Raw genomic sequence first — 21,840 nt, forward strand, 5'->3', positions numbered from 1 at the left:
TTTTATTGTACCGAGATACAACAAAAGCACAGTAGTTTAGGAACATATATAACTACTGTGCACATTTAAATTACAAACCATTAAATCTAGTTTCATCTTGTTTTTAAATCTTATTTAATATTAAAAACTTGTGGTAAAACTCTTAGCGTAATCAAATTGTTTTTAACAACCCAATTAACTCTTATTGAGTCCACAAGGGGACGACTGCCAATCTACAACAAACCAATAGACGAAAGTACAAGTTATTTCTTTTATTGGTTGTTGATGTAAACTCAGTATCAAATGGATTGCAAGTCATTTCTAGTCTTAACACTGGGTCTAAACTTATCAGGGTATGATCTAAAAATAGTCTTTTATAATTCCTCGTTTTATAAGGAATTGATTCAAAAGTTTCTCTTTATGCATCCGGAAAGCTGCGATATTGCAAGCAACAGGAATGGAAACCCAAAAAGAAATAAATAACCGGGCACTACATAGATTCTGTGTTGGAGCAATACTATAACGGTAATACCCACTGATGTAATTCCAAAAAAGACAGTGGTCGCAGCAAGGAAAACCGAACGCAGTTTATTTATTGATAAAGAAATCATAAATTCTATACAACAAAATACTGCCGCACCTAGCCCAGCTACCAGCATACTGCTAATCATAACAATATTACATATAAACAAAGAACTAAGGAAACGAAATTCCATGTAGAACGGCTTGTAATAAACACCATTTATAAAAAGAGACACGGATAAGAGTATCATGGCTGTAATCGCTACTATACTGACGGCCCTGCTTTTTTTCCCTCCATAACATGGTCCCAGAAATAAACAACTAATAACCAGTATGCAGATGGCTGTGAGAATTAGACTGAAGGAAAAGGGATTATATGTAAAGGTATCTTTTATCCATAAGGTGATACCATATCCCACCCCCTTTCTCATACCATTTTTCTGTACAAATCCCAGTTTCAAGATTTGGGAGACAAGTAGGAACAATAAAGCCGCAAAAGTTCCTGCTATAGAGGTGATCCATCTCATTATTCTGTTGCTTGTGTTCTGCTGCACATCATATAAGGAAGCATTTTGCTCAGGAATACCGCCTATTTCATTAATTTCCTTCTGCATCAATGCCATAGAAACCGGCCAAGCAAAGAATGTCAAAATCAGAAATAACAGCTTCAAATTTTTAGGAGGCAACCCTGCTTTGCTCCTTTCCTGATCCAGCACAATACCAATTTTCCAAGACCAAAAATAGATATAGATTCCACAGGTAATCAGTTCAAACAGCAAAGATTTTATGCCCGATGTCTTTTTATCAGGCTTTGCAAGTTCATTAACCGTGTCAGTAATCTGCACAAGCCAATAAAATCCGTACAACCCCAAAGTTAATATCGTCAGTAAAACACACAGCAAGTAATTACGTTTTTTCACCACTTAATTCTCCTCATCTCATTTATAATATAATTTACTCAAACTTCGCACTTGACTAAGTGTCTATGCACTTTGAAAATGCTTGAAAGTATGTATCACCTTCATTGTTTTTCAACAGTTTTATTCCCAATTCTAAAGTTTTTCTCTCATCTCTGTCTGACAATTCTATCATTGCTTCAACAGTTACATCCATATCAAATTTTTTTCTATAATAGTTATTAACTCTTCTGTACTTTTGTCTCTTATATAACCATATTCATCCTCCATTTTTGATTCCCCTTTCATCATTTTACTGCTTTTAATATAATAGTGCTGCAATATGGTATTCCATCACTGTCTATTATCCACCAGCTCTCTGATTAAAAATACTACCGCAAAGAGAAGCACCGCTTAAATAAACTTTTGAAAAATCACAATTATTAAATGTAATCTCTAAAAAGCTACTGTTATTCAAATCATATGGAGAAAAATCAATATTATTTATGGTAACATCCTGATAAATTAAACTACATTTCTCTTTTGTTTTTCCTAAAGAATATTCCGTATATTTTTGAAGATTGGTAATTAAATCCATATAACCTCCTTATGGCCAAGTAACTATTTTATCCATCAAATTTAAATCTGAAAGCTTCTCAAGAAGTTCAGCCTTATGCAATGAACTTAAATTTGATGTATCAAGAATCACAAATTCACCTTCACTTAAAGATTTATTAATAGATCTAAGTGAACTTTCTAGTGTATATCCTCCTTTTTTAGGTTTAAAGTTAGAATTAAATGATTTAACATCCCACGCTTGACCATTGGCGTCAAAAAAATTCTGCTTTTCCAGAAGGATCTCTTACAATAGGTCCTTTGATTTTTCCACTTTCTTCTACATTTAGTCCAACTGTACGTTCATGTATTCCTTTTTCAATATCTATTGGTCTATTTGAACCTGTATGTGCTGGATCTTTAGCCAAAGAATCTAACTCAGTGGAAGTTCTACCGCCTGTATAATTACCTTCTATGTCATATAGCGGTTTACCCGCCCCCTCAGGTGGAGTACTGAGATATGCGACGAACAGTGAAGTTTTATATTCGATTAAAAAAAGTATAGAACATCTTCGTGCTATTTTTAAGGAAAAACTACTGTTCTTCTTCCCATATCGGTTCCCGATATTCTGTCTTATTTTTCATCATTCCGTAAACAATGTTTACCAATCGGCGCATGATACAGACCAGTGCCTGAGACTTTGTTTTTCCTTCGCCGATTTTTCGCATGTAATACTCGTAAAATATCGGATGATTGGGTGCTCCATTCTTTGGTTTTGACACCATGGTCACTGCCAGGAAATAGAACAGTCCATGCAATTGTCGGTTCCCTTAATTCGATTCTTTACCCTACTTTAACTCCTTTAAAAAGGTTTTTTAATCAATCTGATAGTTTTCTATTCACGTGGATTTTTATAACACCATTCTGAGTCAAAATTCTCACTCTTAGCTATTTTTTCAATATCCATGAATGTATAATGCCATTTTAATTCATCATAAAATATGTCGTCCAAATTTAATTTCAAATACTCATATATAAAATTTAAGAGCATTTTACATGACCTAAAATCCTCAATATTTATACATTGCTGATAGTTATTTTTCTCATCAATAAAATTAAACATTCCATCTACCATATTATGAACATCATTATACACATACATGATAAATTGATTATCAGTCTCCACTTCAGTATCTTTAAGAACAAATGTTACATATTCATATGTTCCATTATTATTCTTTTCATATTCCATTCCATCTAAACAAATAATACTTGCTTTGTTAGCTGCACACCTGATATCATATATTAACTTATCAAAGTCAAATTTCTCCTTCTTCTTTAAAAGTATTCCAGATAACCCCATTACTTAACCATTCCTTTCAATTCATTTATATCATTAACAACAGTAACACCCATATCTTTTATCCGTTCTAGCAATTTCACATTATTCGGATTAGCCATATCTATAGGTTCACCAATATACAATATAGCCTGCTTGTTCCCAGTATTTATATATGTATTTTTAGTACTATCAATATACTTATATAATTGCTTTTCTTTTACCGATGAAATTGATGCTTTTACTTCAATTAGGCTATTTTCTGTTGCAACATCAATATCTCCCAAAAGATTTCCATTAGAAGACTTAATTTTATTACCAAAATCTGTTATTGTGGCATCAGTATTATTTTTTATGAAATCTGCTACTTTTGCCTCTGTACTTACTCCAATATCTGCACTATCTAAATTCTTACTTATTGAATCAGCAATAGATTGTGATGTTTGTTTTGGAACTCGTATTACTGTACCTGATTCATTGACATAATCTACAAACATATCTGTTTCTTTTACAATATTTAAAGAACTTTTACCAGCCTCACCCGTCCCCTCAGGTGGAGTACTGAGATATGCGACAAACGGTGATTTTTTGTATTCAATTAAAAAAATTATAGCACGTCTTTGTTCTGTTTTTAATAAAAAAATTACTGTTCTTCTTTTGGAATCGGTTCCAGATATTCCGTCTTATTTTTCATCATTCCGTACACAATGTTCACCAAACGGCGCATGATACAGACCAATGCCTGAGACTTTGTCTTTCCTTCACCGATTTTTCGCATGTAATACTCATAAAATACTGGATGATTGGGTATTCCGTTCTTTGGCTTGGAAACCATTGTTACCGCCAGGAAATAAAAAAGTCCATGTAACTGACGGTTTCCTTGTCTGGAGCTTTGTTCCTTGCCTTTTCCGGCAGAACTGAACTTTACAGGTGCCACTCCTGCAAATCTTGCCAGTTTGTCTGCACTGGGAAATCTTCGGATATCTCCGATTTCTGCAATCAGCTTACTGGCTATGGAAGTTCCAATTCCTGGCATACTGGTTAGTTTATAATCAAAACTAAGCAGGATCTTTTCGATTTCTTGATCAAGTCCTGCCAATTCTTCTTTCTGATGTTCCAAGTCCCGTACCAGACTTGTTGTGATAAAATCTCTGGATTCCTGATATTCCCGAAAGGTATTTCCATCATTCTGAACGCAATCTAGAATCAGCTCCGCTTTATCTTTCTTGGCAATACGGGATATTTCCTTAAATTCGATTGTTAGTTCTTCTGCTGTCTTACCCTGCAAATGAACAGGGGATGGGTAGGCTTTCCAGAAATACATGGCACATTTCCCGTCTATCTCGCTGAAAAACTTACTGTAGCTGGGGTATGCCATGGATATCTGCTCATGGAGTCCGTTCTTAAACCGGATTCCGTCTTTGACCAGTAAATCTCTCCGATTTACCAGTTGTGACAACGTCCATTCGTTATCTTTTGGCTTTGCATCCGGCAACGTATGCAACTGGTTAATCAAAACCGTTGCCACACAATACGCATCATGCTCATCATTTTTGCGTAACATGGGTGCACTTTTTCTCTGGTCATAAGCCAGGGCAGGATTAATGTCTTTTACAACATATCCTCTTTCAATCAACCAGACAGCTAAGCTTCTGCCGTAGCCATAAGCATTTTCCAATCCATAAATGGGTTCAAGCCCAAGATGACGGGATTTTCTGTTCACCTTTTCTGCCAGCTTTTTAAATTCACTGGGCTTGTTTTCTATGACGACTACCTCTAACTTTTCATTCCAGCAGTTCACCATTACTGCGGTATGACTTTCCTTATGCAGGTCAATTCCTACATAAAGCAGATTTTCTCTTTTCTGCAATTCTCTCCCTCCAAATCTTGTTTCCATCCGATCAGTTCCTGTACCGGCAACCTCAGATGACAGCGTTAACTCTTCACGAGTCCGCAAGGGGGCGACAGCCAATCTACAACAAACCAATGGGTGGTAGGACAAGTTATTTCTTTTATTGGTTGTTGATGTTAACTCTGTATGGAATGGATTGCAAGTCATTTCTGTATTTGTTTTTAGGAGAAGAAAAGGCAGAAAAAAGAATAGAAACGGGAGCCACAGAAAGAGTGTTTTTTTACCCCCTGTAACCCCCGGCAGCACCATTTTACCATAGAACCCTTTTGCTGTAAATTCATGGTTCACCATGAACCATAGGGTAGATGATCTGGCTAAGTTTCTGATCAAATCAGAATTAATATACCACTTTCAGTTTGCCCTGTGTCGCAAGATATTGCCCCTGTGTGACCTTTAAATACGATGGTAGAACATGTATGCCATTCAGGCGATGAAAAGCCTTGTTGGCAACTCTAAAAAACATAGGCTTTTTCCGTTGCACCTGATAACTGTTTGGATTGCTATTGCCTCCTGTTCGTCTTCCTGTTGCTTTTTCAGAAAAATATCGCATATAGGCCAGTTTTTCATATCCCTCAAGTCGCACAATCGCAACCATTTATAAATTCCTGAACTGGTAAATACTCGCCTTATTTTGCTTCAAAAGCAGGGATGAACCATGGGGTCGAAAATGATGCAGGTTAAAGAGCTGGGGTCAAAAACTTCCCCGACTCAGCTTACATCAGCCCGCAATGCGGGCTGATAGGACTTTTTTATCGGGGTCGGAATTCTGGCATTGGGGTCGTAAGCGTGGTCGTAAGCGCAAGAAATTCCCATTAATGCAGAAGATTTACGGAGTCACGTACGACCCCTAGCATTAATGTTCTCTTCAAATTCTGTAAAATAATCAATTATTTTATTTTGTTCAAATTCATCTAAATTATGATATCTTTCCAATAATAAATTTAATAACTCATCTGGTATTTGAATATTTGTCTTTTTATAAATATCAATAGATACTTCAGACATTATATCTCCTAATAGTACTACTCCAATATCAGCTTTTCGTTTGTAGATGCAGCCCAATGTTTTCATCGGATTAATATCATATATAATATCAAAAACGGTAGCTTGCAAATAATCATCACCCTTATTATTTTCAAGAATATCTATACCTAATTCAAGGGTTTTATTAATATCTCTATTATATAACTCAAGCAATGCTGCACTAGTTTCCTCAAATCCAAAAATATCTTGTATTATTTCAATTAACTTACTTGTCTCCAATCTTTTGATATATTCTAATTCATCTTCCATACAACAACCTCCATTATTTAATAGGTTTTAGTATTACTGTAGCCAAATAAGGCGTACCATCATCTAATATCTTCCATCTGCTAACGACTTGAATATTTCCAGTAGATCCTTCAATATAACTTATAATTTCCGTATTACCGATCTTTGCAGACTTAGCTGCTTCTAATAACTCTTCAGCTATCATCTGATTATTCTCAGCATTGTCCAATATGCCAGCATTATTTAGTGTTTTGCTCATTTCCTGTGATCTCTGATAATTGTGCAGTTTATCTTCAATCGATTTAAGCTCATTTTTCATATTTTTATTAAAGATTTCTGGATTAGTTTTCTTTATATTTTTCAACTCATTTATTCGTGATTTAACAGCATCAACATCTAATTCAACTTTTCCTCTCATATATGTATCAATTTTACCTGTATTAATCTGTGCATTACCATCAGTATAAACTTTTACAGGATGACTAGAACCTGGTGGTGTCACTTCAGTAGTCTTTAGACTACTTTTACCAGCAACCCCCGTCCCCTCAGGTGGAGTACTGAGATATCAGACGAATGGTAAAAATCTTTATTCAATTAAAAAATTATAGCACGTCTTTGTGCTGTTTTTAAATAGAAAAATTACTGTTCCTCTTCTCGAATTGGTTCACGGTATTCCGTCTTGTTTTTCATCATTCCATACACAATGTTCACCAAACGACGCATGATACAGACCAGCGCTTGAGACTTTGTCTTTCCTTCACCGATTTTTCTCATGTAATAGTCATAAAATACCGGGTGATTGGGTATTCCGTTCTTTGGCTTGGAAACCATGGTTACTGCCAGGAAATAAAACAATCCATGCAACTGGCGGTTTCCCTGTCTGGAACTTTGCTCCTTTCCTTTCCCGGCAGAACTGAACTTTACAGGAGCTACTCCTGCAAATCTTGCCAGCTTATCTGCATTGTGAAACCTTCGGATATCTCCGATTTCTGCAATCAACTTACTTGCTATTGAAGTTCCGATACCTGGCATGCTGGTCAGTTTGTAATCAAAACTAAGCAGGATTTTCTCGATTTCTTTATCAAGCCCTGCCAATTCTTCTTTCTGATGCTCCAAGTCCCGTACCAGACTTGTTGTAATAAAATCTCTGGATTCCTGATATTCCCGTAGGGTATTTCCATCATTTTGAACACAATCCAGAATTAATTCTGCCTTATCTTTCTTGGAAATACGAGCTATTTCCTTAAATTCGATTGTTAGGTCTTCTGACGTCTTTCCCTGCAAATGAACAGGGGATGGGTACAGAAATACATGGCACATTTTCCGTCTATCTCGCTAAAGAACTTACTGTAGCTAGGATACGCCATGGATATCTGCTCATGGAGTCCGTTCTTAAACCGAATACCGTCTTTCACCAGTAAATCTCTTCGATTTACCAGTTGTGACAACGTCCATTCGTTATCTTTTGGCTTTGCATTCGGCAAAGTATGTAATTGGTTAATTAAAACCGTTGCAACACAATACGCATCATGCTCATCATTTTTACGGAGCATAGGTGCACTTTTTCTCTGGTCATAAGCCAGAGCTGGATTAATGTCTTTTACAATGTAACCTTTTTCAATCAGCCAGACAGCTAAACTTCTGCCGTAGCCGTATGCATTCTCCAATCCGTAAATGGGTTCAAGCCCAAGGTGATTGGATTTTCTGTTTACCTTTTCTGCCAGCTTTCTAAATTCACTGGGCTTGTTTTCTATGACGACTACCTCTAACTTTTCATTCCAGCAGTTCACCATCACTGCGGTATGACTTTCCTTATGCAGGTCAATCCCTACATAAAGCAGATTTTCTCTTTTCTGCAATTCTCTCCCTCCAGTTCTTGTTTCCAACCAATCAGTTCCCGTACCGGCAACCTCAGATGACAGCGTTAACTCTTTATGAGTCCGCAAGGGGGCGACAGCCTATCTACAACAAACCAATGGGTGGTAGGACAAGTTATTTCTTTTATTGGTTGTTGATGTTAACTCTGTATGAAATGGATTGCAAGTCATTTCTGGATTTGTTTTTAGGAGAAGAAACGGCAGAAAAAAGATTAGAAACGGGAGCCACAGAAAGAGTATTTTTTTACCCCCTGAAACCCCCGGCAGCACCATTTTACCATAGAACCAGTTTGATGTAAATTCATGGTTCACCATGAACCATGGGGTAAATGATTTGGCTAAGCTTCTGGTGAAATAGAATTAATATACCACTTCTGGTTTGCCCTGTATCACAAAATATTGCCTCTGTGTGACCTTTAAAACCGATGGTGGAACATATATGCCATCCAGGCAATTAAACACCTCGTTGGGCAAATCTGAAAAAGATGGATTTTCCTCTTTTACCTGCTAAGTGCTTGGATTACTGTTACCTACTGTTCGTTTTCATGTTGCTTTTACAGAAAAATGTCGCATATATGCCAGTTTTTATATTCTCCAAGTCGCACATTCGCAACCATTTATAAAATTCTGAACTGAAAGATTTTCAGTCTATTTTGCTTCAAAAGCAGGGATGAACCATGGGGTCGAAAATGATGCAGGTTAAAGAGCCGGGGTCAAAAACTTCCCTGGCTCAGATTACATCAGCCCGCAATGCGGGCTGAGAGGATTTTTTATAGGGGTCGGATTTTTAGCATTGGGGTCGAAACTGGGGTCGCACTTACAGGGAATGCCCATATATGCAAAAGATTAACGGGGTTATTAACGACTCCTTAAATAGAATTCTATTTCATTAATTTGTAAAGTAGTGTAATAAATTTTGTGTCTCTGGAAATAAATGGCTTCTTTCTGGGAATGAATTAGATAAATAATTCATTTTCAGAAGGGAGCTTTTTCTATGGCAATCGCTAAAGAACAGTTACAGCAAATCATCGCAGACAACGATATTAAAAGTGTCGGTGATATCTACTCCTTATTTAAGGACAGCTTTAAAGACATGTTGCAGGAATTAATGGAAGCAGAGCTTAATGCATCACTTGGTTATGAAAAAAACAAAAAAGAAGTTACTGATACTGATAACAAGCGCAATGGATATTCTCCAAAAACGGTGAAAAGTAAATTTGGGCAATTAACTCTGGATATTCCCAGAGATAGAAATGGAGAGTTTGAACCCCAAATCGTCCCCAAATATCAACGTGACATTTCTGGTATTGAAGAACAGGTTATTTCTCTTTATACAAGAGGAATGTCTACCAGAGATATTCATGACCAGCTTCATGATTTGTACGGGATAGAACTTTCCGCGGATATGGTCAGTAAGATTACAGATAAAATTTTACCGGAAATAAAAGAGTGGCAATCTCGTCCTCTGGAGCCGGTTTATCCCTTTATCTTCATGGATGCGATCCACTATAAGATTCGTGAAGATGGTCGGATCATGAATCGTGCTGCCTATGTGGTTCTTGGGGTGACACTTGATGGAAACAAAGATATCCTGAGTATTAACATAGGTGCAAATGAATCCTCAAAGTTCTGGCTTGGTATGCTTAATGATTTAAAGAATCGCGGAGTACAGGAGGTCTTGTTCTTTTGTGTAGATGGGCTTGCTGGTTTTAAAGAAGCAATTTATGCCGTTTATCCCCAGGCAGAAGTACAACGGTGTATTATTCATATGCTGCGTAATTCTTTTAAATATGTATCCTATAAAGATATTAAAAAATTTGCAGCGGATTTCAAGGCAGTTTATAAGGCTCCTACAGAAGAGCTGGCTCTATCCGAACTGGAGACTGTGAAAGAAATTTGGGGCAAGAAATACCCTTATGCAATAGCCAACTGGGAACAGAATTGGGAAGTGGTACGCCCGTTTTTTGGATTTAACGAAGATATTCGAAGGATCATGTATACCACAAATATCATTGAAGGAGTCAACCGACAATTCCGTAAAGTGACAAAAGCCAAAAGTAGTTTTCCCAGTGACAATTCTTTGGAGAAGATGTTATATTTAGCAAGTCAGAATGTTAAAAAGAAATGGACGCAGCGGTACCGGAATTGGGATTTAGTACTCAGCCAGTTAATGCTATTGTATCCGGAACGCTTGAATGAATATCTATAAAGAAAAACCGGTCAGACAGTTTACCACAACTGTCTGACCATCCTAATGATTTCCTTATTCCGTCGGTACTTATAGTATGCCCGGTTTTTTCCTAATAATTCCAGAGGTCGGGTGTGGGCAGAGCCCACAAAAAGAACGCTATAGGTAACGACTATTTTTGCTGTCCGAAAGTATATAAATTTGGAATCAGGAGAAACTACTGCTAGAAACTTATGTTCGACATTGCAAATAAGTTCCGAATCATAGGAATTTACTACATATCTAATTCAATTCCAGATAGTTGTTCACTCTCCGGACACAAGAAAATTTACGCTCTCATTTGTAATATTAACATCTATTTCTTTAGCTATTATAAAACAAGATTTGTCATTATCATCAATTGATAATTTAAATATATAATTTCCTTGTTCTACTTTGTAATTTCTATTTATACCAATAGCTTCTTCCCCATCTACTAAAGAAATAAAATCTCCATCATCATAAGAAAATTTCATTAAACAGGAAACCATAAATGGTTGAACAAAAGAAATCTCAATTATCTCTTCATCCAGTTCATCCAACTTACCACTTAATATAATTTGACCTTCATTCATTCTACATATTTCGAAATCCATCCATTGATTTTCTTTCAAACAATTATTTATTTTATTTATTACTTTTATACAATCTTCGTTATTCATTATTTGCCTCCTCCTAAAGGAATATGTGTCATTTTTGATGCACTCTCATTAAATAACGGATTTATACTTCCATCCTTATAAAATTCTTTTAAAACTGACTCTTGATACCAATTTCCATCAGTTCCTAAATATTCTAATCCTCTACCTTGACCAAATTCATCTACTACTGTACTTTTTCTTGATACTCTATAAATGGAATCTGCATCCGTATATGTTGAATTACCCTCATGGACTCTTACAGTGTATTTATAATCTCCATCTATCCAGTTTTCTTTCATTCGGGCTGGTGTATCTTCCAGTCCTTGATTTTTTAATGCTTTTTGTAAATATGTTTCTGGATTGTTAGAACTCAAACCACTTTTACCAGCAACCCCCGTCCCCTCAGGTGGAGTACTGAGGTATGCGACGAACGGTAGAAATCTTTATTCAATTAAAAAAATTATAGCACGTCTTTGTGCTGTTTTTAAATAGAAAAATTACTGTTCTTCTTTTCGAATCGGTTCCCGATACTCTGTCTTGTTTTTCATCATTCCGTACACAATATTCACCAAACGGCGCATGATACAGACCAGCGCTTGAGACTTTGTCTTTCCTTCACCGATTTTCCGCATGTAATAATCATAAAATACCGGATGATTGGGTATTCCGTTCTTTGGCTTGGAAACCATTGTTACCGCTAGGAAATAAAACAGTCCATGTAACTGGCGGTTTCCTTGTCTGGAGCTTTGCTCCTTGCCTTTCCCAGCAGAGCTGAACTTTACAGGAGCTACTCCTGCAAATCTTGCCAGCTTGTCTGCACTGGGAAACCTTCGGATATCTCCGATTTCTGCAATCAGTTTGCTGGCAATAGAGGTTCCGATTCCAGGCATACTGGTCAGTTTATAATCAAAGCTAAGCAGGATTTTCTCGATTTCTTGATCAAGCCCTGCTAATTCTTCTTTTTGATGTTCCAAATCCCGTACCAAACTTGTTGTGATAAAATCTCTGGATTCCTGATATTCTCGAAAGGTATTTCCATCATTCTGAACACAATCCAGAATCAACTCCGCTTTATCTTTCTTGGCAATACGGGATATTTCCTTAAATTCGATTGTTAGGTCTTCTGCCGTTTTTCCCTGCAATTGAACAGGGGATGGGTAGGTTTTCCAGAAATACATGGCACATTTCCCGTCTATTTCGCTAAAGAACTTACTGTAGCTGGGATAAGCTATGGATATCTGCTCATGGAGTCCGTTCTTAAAGCGAATACCGTCTTTCACCAATAAATCTCTCCGATTTACTAATTGAGCCAATGTCCATTCGTTATCTTTTGGCTTAGCATCTGGCAAAGTATGTAACTGGTTTATGAGTACCGTTGCCACACAATACGCATCATGCTCATCATTTTTACGGAGCATAGGTGCACTTTTTCTCTGGTCATATGCCAGGGCAGGATTAATATCTTTTACAATGTAACCTTTTTCAATCAGCCAGACAGCTAAACTTCTGCCGTAGCCGTATGCATTCTCCAATCCGTAAATGGGTTCAAGCCCAAGATGATTGGATTTTTTGTTTACCTTTTCTGCCAGCTTTTTAAATTCACTGGGCTTGTTTTCTATGACGACAACCTCTAACTTTTCATTCCAGCAGTTCACCATCACTGCGGTATGACTTTCCTTATGCAGGTCAATCCCCACATAAAGCAGATTTTCTCTTTTCTGCAATTCTCTCCCTCCAGATCTTATTTCCAACCGATCAGATCCTGTACCGGCAACCTCAGATGACAGCGTTAACTCTTTATGAGTCCGCAAGGGGGCGACAGCCAATCTACAACAAACCAATAGGTGGATGGACAAGTTATTTCTATTATTGGTTGTTGATGTTAACTCTGTATGGAATGGATTGCAAGTCATTTCTGGATTTTTTTTTGGGAGAAAGAATGGCAGAAAAAAGAATAGAAAAGGAGCTACAGAAGAAGTATTTTTCTCCCCCTGTAACCCCCGGCAGCATCATTTTACCATAGATCCTATTTGATGTAAATTCATGGTTCACCATGAACCATAGGGTAGATGATCTGGCTAATTTTCTGGTGGAACAGAATCAATAGACCACTTTAGGTTTGCCCTGTGTCGCAAATAATTGCCCCTGTGTGACCTTTAAAACCGATGGTAGAACATATATGCCATTCAGGCAATAAAACACCTCGTTGGGCAAATTTAAAAAACATAGGATTTTACCTTTGCGTCTAATAACTGTTTGGATATCTATTGCCTCCTGTTCGTCTTCCAGTTGCTTTTTCAGAAGAATGTCGCATATAAGCCAGTTTTTCACATACCTTAGGTCGCACAATCGCAACCATTTACAAGTTCCCGAACTGTAAGATTATCCCTTATTTTGCTACAAAAATAGGAATGAACCATGGGGTCGAAAATGATGCAGGTTAAAAGCAGGTGCACCTTATGGCGCTCCAGCCGATTCACAGCAGCCGGCAATGCCGACTGCATAAGGATTTCAGCATAGCCTTTCATTTTCATCAGGTGGCTGTAAATTGGTCAAGATACACCTATCAGGTGGCTGTAACAGCTCTGATATCAACCAAATTTTAGGTTTTCTAAGGTGTCTGTATGGGTACACCGCATAAAATATCACCAGATACAAATTATAAACTGGAAAAGAGCTTAGATTTAAACTGAAACCAGCCGTATTCTAAGCTCCTTTCCTATGCTCTCTTGGTAAATTTACAAATTGGAAGCTTTATTGCTATTTTCTAAAACGTACTTGTAAGGTACCATATCTGCTAACCATACCTTTTCATTACCATAATAAAACTTTATCCCATCATTCCAAGCTTTTAAGGAATCAATTATTAAAATACATGGCTTATTATCATGCCTTTTCCCTACTGTCTCAGCCGTTTCAATGTCTTGTGATAAATGAACATACTGCCTACTTTGGGGTAATAAACCATTTTCCTTAATAGAATTTAGAAATCTTCTTGCTGTTCCATGGTATAAAAATTCTGGGGGCATCTTTTCTTCTTTAATAATTTTCATAGGTATAGAATGTCCATAAAATGCTTTGATTTTACCATCATAAATTTCATGTCGCTTCTTTTCTGATATTTCAATCATTTCCATTAAATCTTTCTCAGTAAGATGTTCCCATTTTGAAGTTAGGTGTAAAGAAGCTAATAATTGCTCTAGTGGTACACCACCGTTTTCATCCATCTCCAGTTCATACTCCCATGGTGCATGACGTAAAGCATAAGATACTTCCTTACTTAATTCTGAATAATTCATGATTTCACTTCCTTACTCTATTCCAATGAGTTCTTTAATAGCGCTAATAAACCACGACCAAAAGTCATCAAATTCTTGCCTTCTTTCAAATCCTTCAGTCGCATAATCGTGAACAATAAATACTTTTTCGCCAAAATCTATTTCAAAACATGCAATGTCATCGCTATCGTATCTTCCAGCAAAAGGAACCAGATTTCTATTGGGGTATCTTTTAATTAGTTCTTCCCTTCGATCCACCAATTGCTCAAAGCTCATTAAAAACCAGTTATCAAAATCAAGTAATTTAAGTTCAACAACCTTTAGATATGCATCAGGGTATTTATAACCAAGTAAATTCTCATATTCTTTTAATTTTTCTAACATTTTTAATACTCCTTTAATTTTTCATTTTAGGCATATCAAATGAGCCCGATGGATAATTTCCTCTAAATGCTGAATTTTGTTTAAGTATTCTTAAGTTTGTAGCCTCACCCCACGTAGATGGTACTCCCTTTGGAGTTGTAAAACGGTTGACAAAATTACTTGGCAACGGATCGTTATAATTATGTACGTTAGCCTGAACATTAATCCCAGCTTCTCTTGCTGCCGCAACCCTTGTATTATCAATAGTGGTATAGCTTCCATCAGGCATTTTAACTACATCAATTGGATCTCCAACCCAGCCATCTTTCTTCATACTTGTAATAATATCATCTGCACCATTTACAGAACTCTGGCTAAATCTGATTTCATTAGGATTAATACTCTTACCCGCCCCCTCAATTGCAACTTTGGCACTTCCATCTCTAGCACTTCTATTCGCCCCATCCACAACATCATCGATATACCTGACATAAGATGAAACATTGCCCCCATCATCAACTATTCTAAATGTTATCTTACCAGCATCATCAAAATATCCCCCTCCCGCAAATGCTAGTCTGTAGCCATCTTCCCCGTGCATGCCGCTGCTTAAAAGATCCAGAGCGTCATCTATATGTTTTCTCAAAAATGCGGCTCCATCTGACGAAGTTTTATATACCAATTCCAGACCTTCCACTATCTTCTTTCCGTCTTTTCCAAGCTTTACAGCCAAATCTGTACTGGCTCCCATTACCGCCTTACCGCCTTTTCCTATCAGATCACCGATCAGCGGTGCTGTACAAATTAATGAAAGTACTGCTTCCTTGCCATTCCCCCGGCAAGCGTAAATAAAGCAATTTAGAAGATCTGCTCCGTCAAAAACAATCCCTGCAACATCAAGCATATCCTGGAATCCATCGAGAGTGCTCATATGCTCCCAAAATTTCTTTAATTTAGATTTCCCATATGTCTCATCCAACCAGCTATCATAAAAATTCAGGACTGGCTGCCCAATTGGATTCTCGTACTCACCCTTACCATACACATTTTCTTCAAAATAGTGAAACAGCTCCTCACTGAAAAGAATATCGTCATACCCCTCTCTTCGTATTATGCTTCCATCTGAAGCATATATAGGGGGTATTGTTTTTTTTGATTTTTCGTAAATACCCAGAATCTCCTCAACAGCATCTTCCTTAACAATTTCATGCGGAACATTTTGTGGGCTTTCTATGTAGATCTCTTCTGCCTTCATATGAACTGCATCTGGTAACAGAAGAAGTCCGCTCTCTTCACAATTAATCCAGACATATTCCTTAGCATTCATTTCTATATTTTTGCCATACCCAAGAATATTTCCTGTCTCAAGTGATAGATTTCCAGAACTGGATATATTAATCCCATTCCTATTCACACTTACTCTTGTCTGTTTTTTGTTTGACAAGCTCACTCCGCTTCCATTCAGTATCAGTTTCTGATTTCCAGGTGTTGTCCAGCTCTTTGTTTTTGAAAGCGGCTGGGATGCTGCCGAACCATCTCCTCCTGCCGAAACTTTCTTCCTCTTCAATTCTTCCTTTTTTTCTTCAGATGAGGCCTTACTCACAATGGACGAGATCCTCTCTTCTCCTGCATCTGCTCCTCCCAGAATGAAACGGTCTTCTTCCCGCATGGTTGGAAAATACAGGTACTGGCCGTCACCCTTTTCAGGCTGTCCACTGTAGCCTTTTCCCCCACCTGCATAATATACCGGCTGTACATGCCAGCTTTCCACAGTTCCTTCCCCTATATCTGTATCCAAAGCAAGCATGGTAGATGTCAGGGAGGTTCCCAGTACCCTTCCTGATATGGCTGCTCCCGCCAGTCTAAGGTTATCCATCCGCTCCATTTTACAATTCAATGACGGTCTCAAACTATAATCATGAATCCATTGACCGCCTTTTAGGTAAGAATTCTTTGCTGTTACTACCAAATGGACTTTTAGAAATTCTACAATATCTCCGAGAAAGTAATTTTCATAGCTGTCTTTGACCTCTATCTCCAATCCCTCTGAAAGGCCTCCCGTAGTCTTATTATCCAGGTTCCTGCAGGTTTTTTCAAGACTTTTTTTAATTCGGTACTGATCAGCAGCCAAAGGCTGAGCTTTTCTTCCTGCAGGCAGTCCGATAAACATCTTTGCTCCAGGAAAACGTACTTCCGGTATAATTGGGTGCCCATAAAGAGATGCTACCCTGCGTAAAAATTCCCAATCGCTCTCCTGGTACTGCATCAGAAATCTTCCCACTGGTTCGTCACGTCCTTCACGATTCCAGATATATGCCGCCTGATAGGGAGACAGTATGCTGCGAACTAAACCGCCATATGTATTACTCTCCTGTTGAAAGGAACGATCTCTATTAAATCTGTCCATTATGATCGTATAGGAATAAGCCTCCAATTTTACCACAGGTCTCCCATTAATATGTGAAAATGCAGAGGAAGTTACTATTCCGGAAAATATAGGCTCCTGTGCCTTACCTCTGGGAATCAGTGCAATCGGCATATCTTCCCACTGCTTGCTGTTTTCATCCCATTCTATTCCATATTTCAGCCATACAATCGCCTTTAAAAAACCATGTTTCCCAAAACTCTGTTGCAGGCTTACATCTGCCAGGGAACCAAAACATTCCTTCCCAATCAATTCCAGACTTCCCTGTTCCAGAATCTCCATGTTCATTCCCCCTTCTTTAAATCTTCTCTCAGCGCTCCAAGAAATAAATCAGCAACCTTATTCGCGTTCTTTGACTGTTCTTGTACAATTTCTCCCAGCTTTGGATCTCCCTCTATGTTAAAAGGCATATGATCTTGTATTCTTCCTGTAATCATGTTGTGTAAAATACCTATATTCTGTTCTGTAACAGATAGTTCATTTGGGTCATAGCCTTGATCCAGGCAATATCTGTCTCTCCATTCCTGTGGCGGATAACTGGCATATGATTGGTATCTTCCATAACTATCGTAGTCTGGATCACTGTAAGAGTTAAAAAAACTGTTTAGAAATTCATAGGAATTTTTTCCACGCTCCTGTCGGCATGCTTCCAAATATCCGTTATACATTCCCCTGTCTTCTGCAATAGTCTGTGATACACATTCCCATTCATCTTTCGTTCCATTAAGAGCTTTATTAACCCCCATCATATAACTTAAATCAATAGGTCCGTTCTCCCCATCTTCAATATAAAGACCACGTTCAAAGTAATTGAATAAATGCGGGTTTGTTTTTTCTAAATAAGAACAGAATTCGCGATTAGTCCCATTGCTTTTATAATCCCAACAAATGTCCTGACCTAAATATCCATTCCACAGCAGTACACTATCCATTATTGCAGATTTCTGTTTTGGCGAAATTCCATGTTTACTAATATAGTCATCAACAATACTGTTTAATTGCAAAAGCCGTTCCTGCATTTCCTGGATTAGTGCTTCTTGCGTCTGCCCCGAATCAACAAGTGAAATAATGCCTAACCCCGTCTCACAAATAGTCCAGCCATCATCCAGTAAAGCTTTATATCCTCCTAAAAAAACATCTTCCTTCGCATTTTGCCATTGAAGCCTTACAGACATCTCACATGGTATATCATTACATAAAACCAACTGCTGTTGACTCTTCAATCCATCTCTGTACTCACGCTTTACAGAAGCCACAAACGGACTCCTGCACGAACCAAAGGTTCCATTACAACACAATTTTCCAATATCACATTCACTGGCAATCAGCTTATCTCCAGTATAAATATGACGGTCATCCCATGGTTTTAATTTACAAGTACCATTCCCATACTGGCAGCTTAGAAGAGCTTCTTCTATTACATACTTTTTTGACATCTCAAATCACTCCTGACTTGTTTTAACCATCGACCAGTTATATCCGGTTATATTTTCTCTTATCATTTCTTCCAGTACATCTGCTGAAACAATCAGTCTGATGCGTCTGAGAGATCTTACGCCAAATACCCGGTTTGCACCAATGATTTTTTTATTTAAAATCAGTTCCCTGATATCACCATTCTTAAAATATTCTGTATCACTGTGGATTGCTTCCAGAATTCTTGGCATCATAAAACAATAGGGCAGAATTTGTCTCTGCTTTACGCTTCCAAATGCACATGGACGGTATCTGCCTCCTTTTTGGTATTTTTTCCAAATATATTTAACTGGGTCTGAAATCAAAAATGCATCACCATCATAAAAAGGCAAAAACATTAAATAATCGTCCGGCTCCTTTGACAGCCCTGGCAGAAAAAATGGTTCAGATCTTGCCCATATTTCAGTCACATGGGGAACCTCAGGTTTTATTACATTCCACCAGTCATCCTTTTGCGTGATTCTATAATATTCCATTCCACCACCTGCCTAAATTGTTTGTATACTCGTTGGTTACCATAATCGTTTCAAACGGTCCTCTATATTCCCCTATCTGAATCTGAATTCCTTCCGATAGTTTAAGTTTAGTAAATTCTTCCAAGTTAATGATATGTACCAATGATTCCTCCAAAAGATATTTCAGTAATCTGTTGCAGTTAATAAGTTCTGCAAGAATTATGCGGTCTAATTCCATTCCTCCAATCTTAAGGATATATTTCTTGCTGTCCTTCTTAACAGCTTCGCAGAATTCATTAAATTTTTCATAGAACCAGTCGAGACTAAGTTCGTGTACTGCAATTGGCTGTGAAAGATAAAACAGACTTCCATATCCTTCTAAAATATAAAAAGGCTTATTGCTAAGTGCCTTTGACCGGACAAGTGAGAGCTGAATATAACGAACAGATTCTCCTGATTTTTCGCATTCATTGAGCAATATAAGAAAATCATTTACGAAAGCTTCTATCTTCTTCTGTCTTAATTCTATCTTCAACTCATCTAAGGAACTTAATAAAAAAATTCTGGATCTTTCTTTCACATCTTTCTCTAAAAAAATTTTCAGTGCTTCCGCTTTCTGCATCAAATCCCCCCTATTTCTGGTCTTTATAACACTGACTGCTTACCATGGACTGAATGATATTATAGTATCCCTTCTGCACTGCCTTTTCCATTTGGGTCCCTGTTGGGAAAAAAACCTTGCCCGCCGCACTGAAAATTCCATTAGATACGCTTTTTCCAAAATTATTTTTTAATTCTGACATAATAATAGCCTGTTTGGGATTTGCTCCTGTCGTAATCATTCCATCTGCTCCTTTATTCATTTATCTTTATATCCGTACCCTGTATTCCTATCTTCTCAGGTACTATTTCCAATCCACACTGATCACAATTTATCTGAATCTTTTCTTTTGCTGATATGTTAAGAGTTTTACCTGCTGATAGATTAATATCTTCTGCTGCATAAAAAGTTATTTTATTATTGGAGGTAATCGTAATATTCGAACCTGCCAACCCAATAAAGGTCCCATCATTACAGACTATAGAGACGCTGCCATTCGAGTCATCTAAAATTACCATTTTCCCACCTTTCGTACATAGGACCTTTGTGTTTTCATTAGCGGCCAGGGTCTGGAAATCATAATTGGGCTGAGCACTTTTTGCTACTGTTCCGGAGGTCCCCCCCATACCTCTTTGAGCATTCCCACCATTATTTTCAGCCTGCCCTTGCTGCTGGGAAGATGCCTTATCATTGTTCTCCTTATAGGTAACGGAAGCATTGATAAGCTTTCCATTTTGAGGATTGGCCAGCATTTCCAATATTGGTGAAATGTCTATTTCTGTCTCTTCCGTTCCCTGCATCTGTTTAACAGAATCTGTTCCTGCCTGCTTTCCAGTATCCCCAGAAGTACCATCTGTCTTTTGAGATGCGGAATCAATTACAGCCTTTTGTGGAACTGTTCTGACAGAATTCAATACAAAAGCATGATTCTCTATATTGTCTGGAAAATACAAATTTACTCTGTCTCCATTCTCTGGCATGCAATAAAAGGTGGAATAAAAAGTAGAGTAAAGAAACCAGCATTCATTTTCATTTAACGCATCAATATCAAGTGATACCTTTATTTGGTTATTCTTCACCTCTTTTACACTTCCAGGAAGCGATAAACCTGTTATATATGGATTTCTTTCTTGAGGGACATAAAAGCCTTTTTTACCATATAGATAACACTCCTGTGAAATTATATGGTTTTGTATTACCACATCTGCTTTCTTAACGTAACATTTAATTCCCTTATAAAGTACACAGTCTCCTACTTCAAAGACCGGAACTTCCGGACTATCTATCTTCCATTTAAAATACTGCTGCTCTCCCTGATAATCATCTGCTGCTGTTTCTGATTTATTAATAGAACTATGTATAATCTCTACCTGACACTCATCTTCTAGGGAAATCTCGAATACTTTAGTTTTCCAAATTACTCCAAATGTAAATTTTGCACCTTTCGTATTATGACTGGCTACCAGCGGAACATGAAGAAAGGAGGCTACTCTCTTAAGAAATTCCCAGTCTGTCTCATTGTATTGCACTGCAAAACGGTTTAAAGATTTTCCTGATACTTCAGGGTTTAATATGTAATTGGCCCCCTGGTAATCTTTTAAAATAAATTCAATAATTTCCTTATATGAGGCAGTCTGCTTTTGAAAAGAATGATACTGTTTATTTTTATCCAGCAAACTGCTAAATGACCTTGCTTCCAAACAAAGCTCCTGATATTGTTTTCCTTCAGATACACTAACCTGAATATCAATATAAGTTACAATACCCCAGAAAATATTTTCAGGCTGATCTGATAGTTGTACCTGCACATCAGTACTTGTGTCAGCAATAATAAGCTGTCGATAGCTATTCTCCCTGACAATCCCCTGTATTTTCAGTTTTGTATGTTCTCCTGTGTTTTTTTGAATATTTATCATGGGATTAATTAAAAATATTTCTTGGGAATTTAACATGATTTTTATGTTTATATATTCCGCCATAAAATTTCCTCCTTTTAAATTTGTCTCTTTGAATCTCCTTAA

General features: G+C 37.4%; 23 protein-coding genes and 1 pseudogene. 1 reads left to right on the forward strand and 23 read right to left on the reverse strand.

Annotated elements, in window-relative coordinates; genetic code table 11:
* Positions 1 to 383: 383 nt before the first annotated feature.
* The 12 genes and pseudogenes from DS742_RS08505 to DS742_RS29890 all read right to left on the reverse strand — a co-directional run bounded on the left by DS742_RS08505 (position 384) and on the right by DS742_RS29890 (position 8,335).
* The gene (locus DS742_RS08505; RefSeq protein WP_170313398.1) at positions 384 to 1,421 is read right to left on the reverse strand and encodes a DUF4234 domain-containing protein; all 1,038 of its coding nucleotides are present in this window, start codon (positions 1,419 to 1,421) and stop codon (positions 384 to 386) included.
* A 340-nt stretch (positions 1,422 to 1,761) separates the two neighbouring features.
* Positions 1,762 to 1,995: a pentapeptide repeat-containing protein gene (locus DS742_RS08510; RefSeq protein WP_117416569.1), complete on the reverse strand. Its 234-nt coding sequence runs from the start codon at positions 1,993 to 1,995 to the stop codon at positions 1,762 to 1,764.
* 232 nt (positions 1,996 to 2,227) lie between these two features.
* Complete coding sequence (locus DS742_RS28765; RefSeq protein WP_170313399.1) at positions 2,228 to 2,380, reverse strand: hypothetical protein; 153 nt, start codon at positions 2,378 to 2,380, stop codon at positions 2,228 to 2,230.
* Between the two features lie 166 nt (positions 2,381 to 2,546).
* Positions 2,547 to 2,783: pseudogene (locus DS742_RS08515) on the reverse strand (hypothetical protein); the annotation flags it as partial.
* A gap of 65 nt (positions 2,784 to 2,848) precedes the next feature.
* Positions 2,849 to 3,316, reverse strand: a complete 468-nt coding sequence (locus tag DS742_RS08520) for a hypothetical protein (RefSeq protein WP_117416570.1) — start codon at positions 3,314 to 3,316, stop codon at positions 2,849 to 2,851.
* Positions 3,316 to 3,789 carry a hypothetical protein gene (locus tag DS742_RS08525; RefSeq protein ID WP_117416571.1) on the reverse strand — a complete coding sequence of 158 codons (474 nt, stop codon included), beginning with the start codon at positions 3,787 to 3,789 and terminating at the stop codon, positions 3,316 to 3,318. The genes DS742_RS08520 and DS742_RS08525 overlap by 1 nt, the downstream gene beginning before the upstream one ends.
* 146 nt (positions 3,790 to 3,935) lie before the next feature.
* Entirely contained in the window at positions 3,936 to 5,162 is a 1,227-nt protein-coding gene (locus tag DS742_RS08530) for an IS110 family RNA-guided transposase (protein ID WP_117416681.1), read from the reverse strand.
* 379 nt (positions 5,163 to 5,541) lie between these two features.
* Positions 5,542 to 5,799: a hypothetical protein gene (locus DS742_RS08535; RefSeq protein ID WP_117416572.1), complete on the reverse strand. Its 258-nt coding sequence runs from the start codon at positions 5,797 to 5,799 to the stop codon at positions 5,542 to 5,544.
* A gap of 239 nt (positions 5,800 to 6,038) precedes the next feature.
* Positions 6,039 to 6,497 (reverse strand): hypothetical protein, encoded by a 459-nt coding sequence (locus DS742_RS08540; RefSeq protein ID WP_117416573.1) that lies wholly within the window; start codon positions 6,495 to 6,497, stop codon positions 6,039 to 6,041.
* A gap of 13 nt (positions 6,498 to 6,510) precedes the next feature.
* Complete coding sequence (locus tag DS742_RS08545; RefSeq protein WP_117416574.1) at positions 6,511 to 6,978, reverse strand: hypothetical protein; 468 nt, start codon at positions 6,976 to 6,978, stop codon at positions 6,511 to 6,513.
* A gap of 137 nt (positions 6,979 to 7,115) precedes the next feature.
* Complete coding sequence (locus DS742_RS29885) at positions 7,116 to 7,796, reverse strand: transposase (protein ID WP_242996430.1); 681 nt, start codon at positions 7,794 to 7,796, stop codon at positions 7,116 to 7,118.
* Positions 7,733 to 8,335, reverse strand: coding sequence for an IS110 family transposase (locus DS742_RS29890; protein ID WP_242996431.1), 603 nt, complete (start codon positions 8,333 to 8,335; stop codon positions 7,733 to 7,735). The genes DS742_RS29885 and DS742_RS29890 overlap by 64 nt, the downstream gene beginning before the upstream one ends.
* A 1,012-nt stretch (positions 8,336 to 9,347) precedes the next feature.
* On the opposite strand from DS742_RS29890, the gene DS742_RS08555 reads away from it, so the two are divergent.
* Complete coding sequence (locus DS742_RS08555; protein ID WP_117416575.1) at positions 9,348 to 10,562, forward strand: IS256 family transposase; 1,215 nt, start codon at positions 9,348 to 9,350, stop codon at positions 10,560 to 10,562.
* Positions 10,563 to 10,846: 284 nt separating this feature from the next.
* Here the strand turns inward: DS742_RS08555 and DS742_RS08560 are convergent, their stop codons facing one another.
* From DS742_RS08560 to DS742_RS08610, 11 genes are all read right to left on the reverse strand, one after another.
* Entirely contained in the window at positions 10,847 to 11,242 is a 396-nt protein-coding gene (locus DS742_RS08560) for a hypothetical protein (protein WP_117416576.1), read from the reverse strand.
* Positions 11,242 to 11,595, reverse strand: a complete 354-nt coding sequence (locus DS742_RS08565; RefSeq protein ID WP_117416577.1) for a hypothetical protein — start codon at positions 11,593 to 11,595, stop codon at positions 11,242 to 11,244. The genes DS742_RS08560 and DS742_RS08565 overlap by 1 nt, the downstream gene beginning before the upstream one ends.
* A gap of 123 nt (positions 11,596 to 11,718) precedes the next feature.
* A complete protein-coding gene (locus tag DS742_RS08570) occupies positions 11,719 to 12,945 on the reverse strand; it encodes an IS110 family RNA-guided transposase (RefSeq protein WP_117416578.1) in 1,227 nt (408 codons plus the stop codon).
* Between the two features lie 1,014 nt (positions 12,946 to 13,959).
* Complete coding sequence (locus DS742_RS08575) at positions 13,960 to 14,520, reverse strand: RNA 2'-phosphotransferase (protein WP_117416579.1); 561 nt, start codon at positions 14,518 to 14,520, stop codon at positions 13,960 to 13,962.
* A gap of 12 nt (positions 14,521 to 14,532) precedes the next feature.
* Positions 14,533 to 14,883 (reverse strand): SMI1/KNR4 family protein, encoded by a 351-nt coding sequence (locus tag DS742_RS08580; protein ID WP_117416580.1) that lies wholly within the window; start codon positions 14,881 to 14,883, stop codon positions 14,533 to 14,535.
* A 13-nt stretch (positions 14,884 to 14,896) separates the two neighbouring features.
* A complete protein-coding gene (locus tag DS742_RS29220) occupies positions 14,897 to 17,569 on the reverse strand; it encodes a hypothetical protein (RefSeq protein WP_205692747.1) in 2,673 nt (890 codons plus the stop codon).
* A gap of 2 nt (positions 17,570 to 17,571) precedes the next feature.
* A complete protein-coding gene (locus tag DS742_RS08590; protein ID WP_117416581.1) occupies positions 17,572 to 18,723 on the reverse strand; it encodes a PAAR-like protein in 1,152 nt (383 codons plus the stop codon).
* Between the two features lie 6 nt (positions 18,724 to 18,729).
* Positions 18,730 to 19,239 (reverse strand): hypothetical protein, encoded by a 510-nt coding sequence (locus DS742_RS08595; RefSeq protein WP_117416582.1) that lies wholly within the window; start codon positions 19,237 to 19,239, stop codon positions 18,730 to 18,732.
* On the reverse strand, positions 19,226 to 19,840 hold the full coding sequence (locus DS742_RS08600) for a hypothetical protein (protein WP_117416583.1): 615 nt from the start codon (positions 19,838 to 19,840) through the stop codon (positions 19,226 to 19,228). Before DS742_RS08600 ends, DS742_RS08595 begins: the two co-directional genes overlap by 14 nt.
* Before the next feature lie 10 nt (positions 19,841 to 19,850).
* A complete protein-coding gene (locus DS742_RS08605) occupies positions 19,851 to 20,060 on the reverse strand; it encodes a hypothetical protein (protein ID WP_147325742.1) in 210 nt (69 codons plus the stop codon).
* Positions 20,061 to 20,073: 13 nt separating this feature from the next.
* Positions 20,074 to 21,798 (reverse strand): contractile injection system protein, VgrG/Pvc8 family, encoded by a 1,725-nt coding sequence (locus tag DS742_RS08610; protein WP_117416585.1) that lies wholly within the window; start codon positions 21,796 to 21,798, stop codon positions 20,074 to 20,076.
* Between the last annotated feature and the right edge of the window lie 42 nt (positions 21,799 to 21,840).

The organism is Lacrimispora amygdalina (assembly GCF_003432035.1).
In the GTDB taxonomy this organism is placed as follows: Bacteria; Bacillota; Clostridia; order Lachnospirales; family Lachnospiraceae; genus Lacrimispora; species Lacrimispora amygdalina.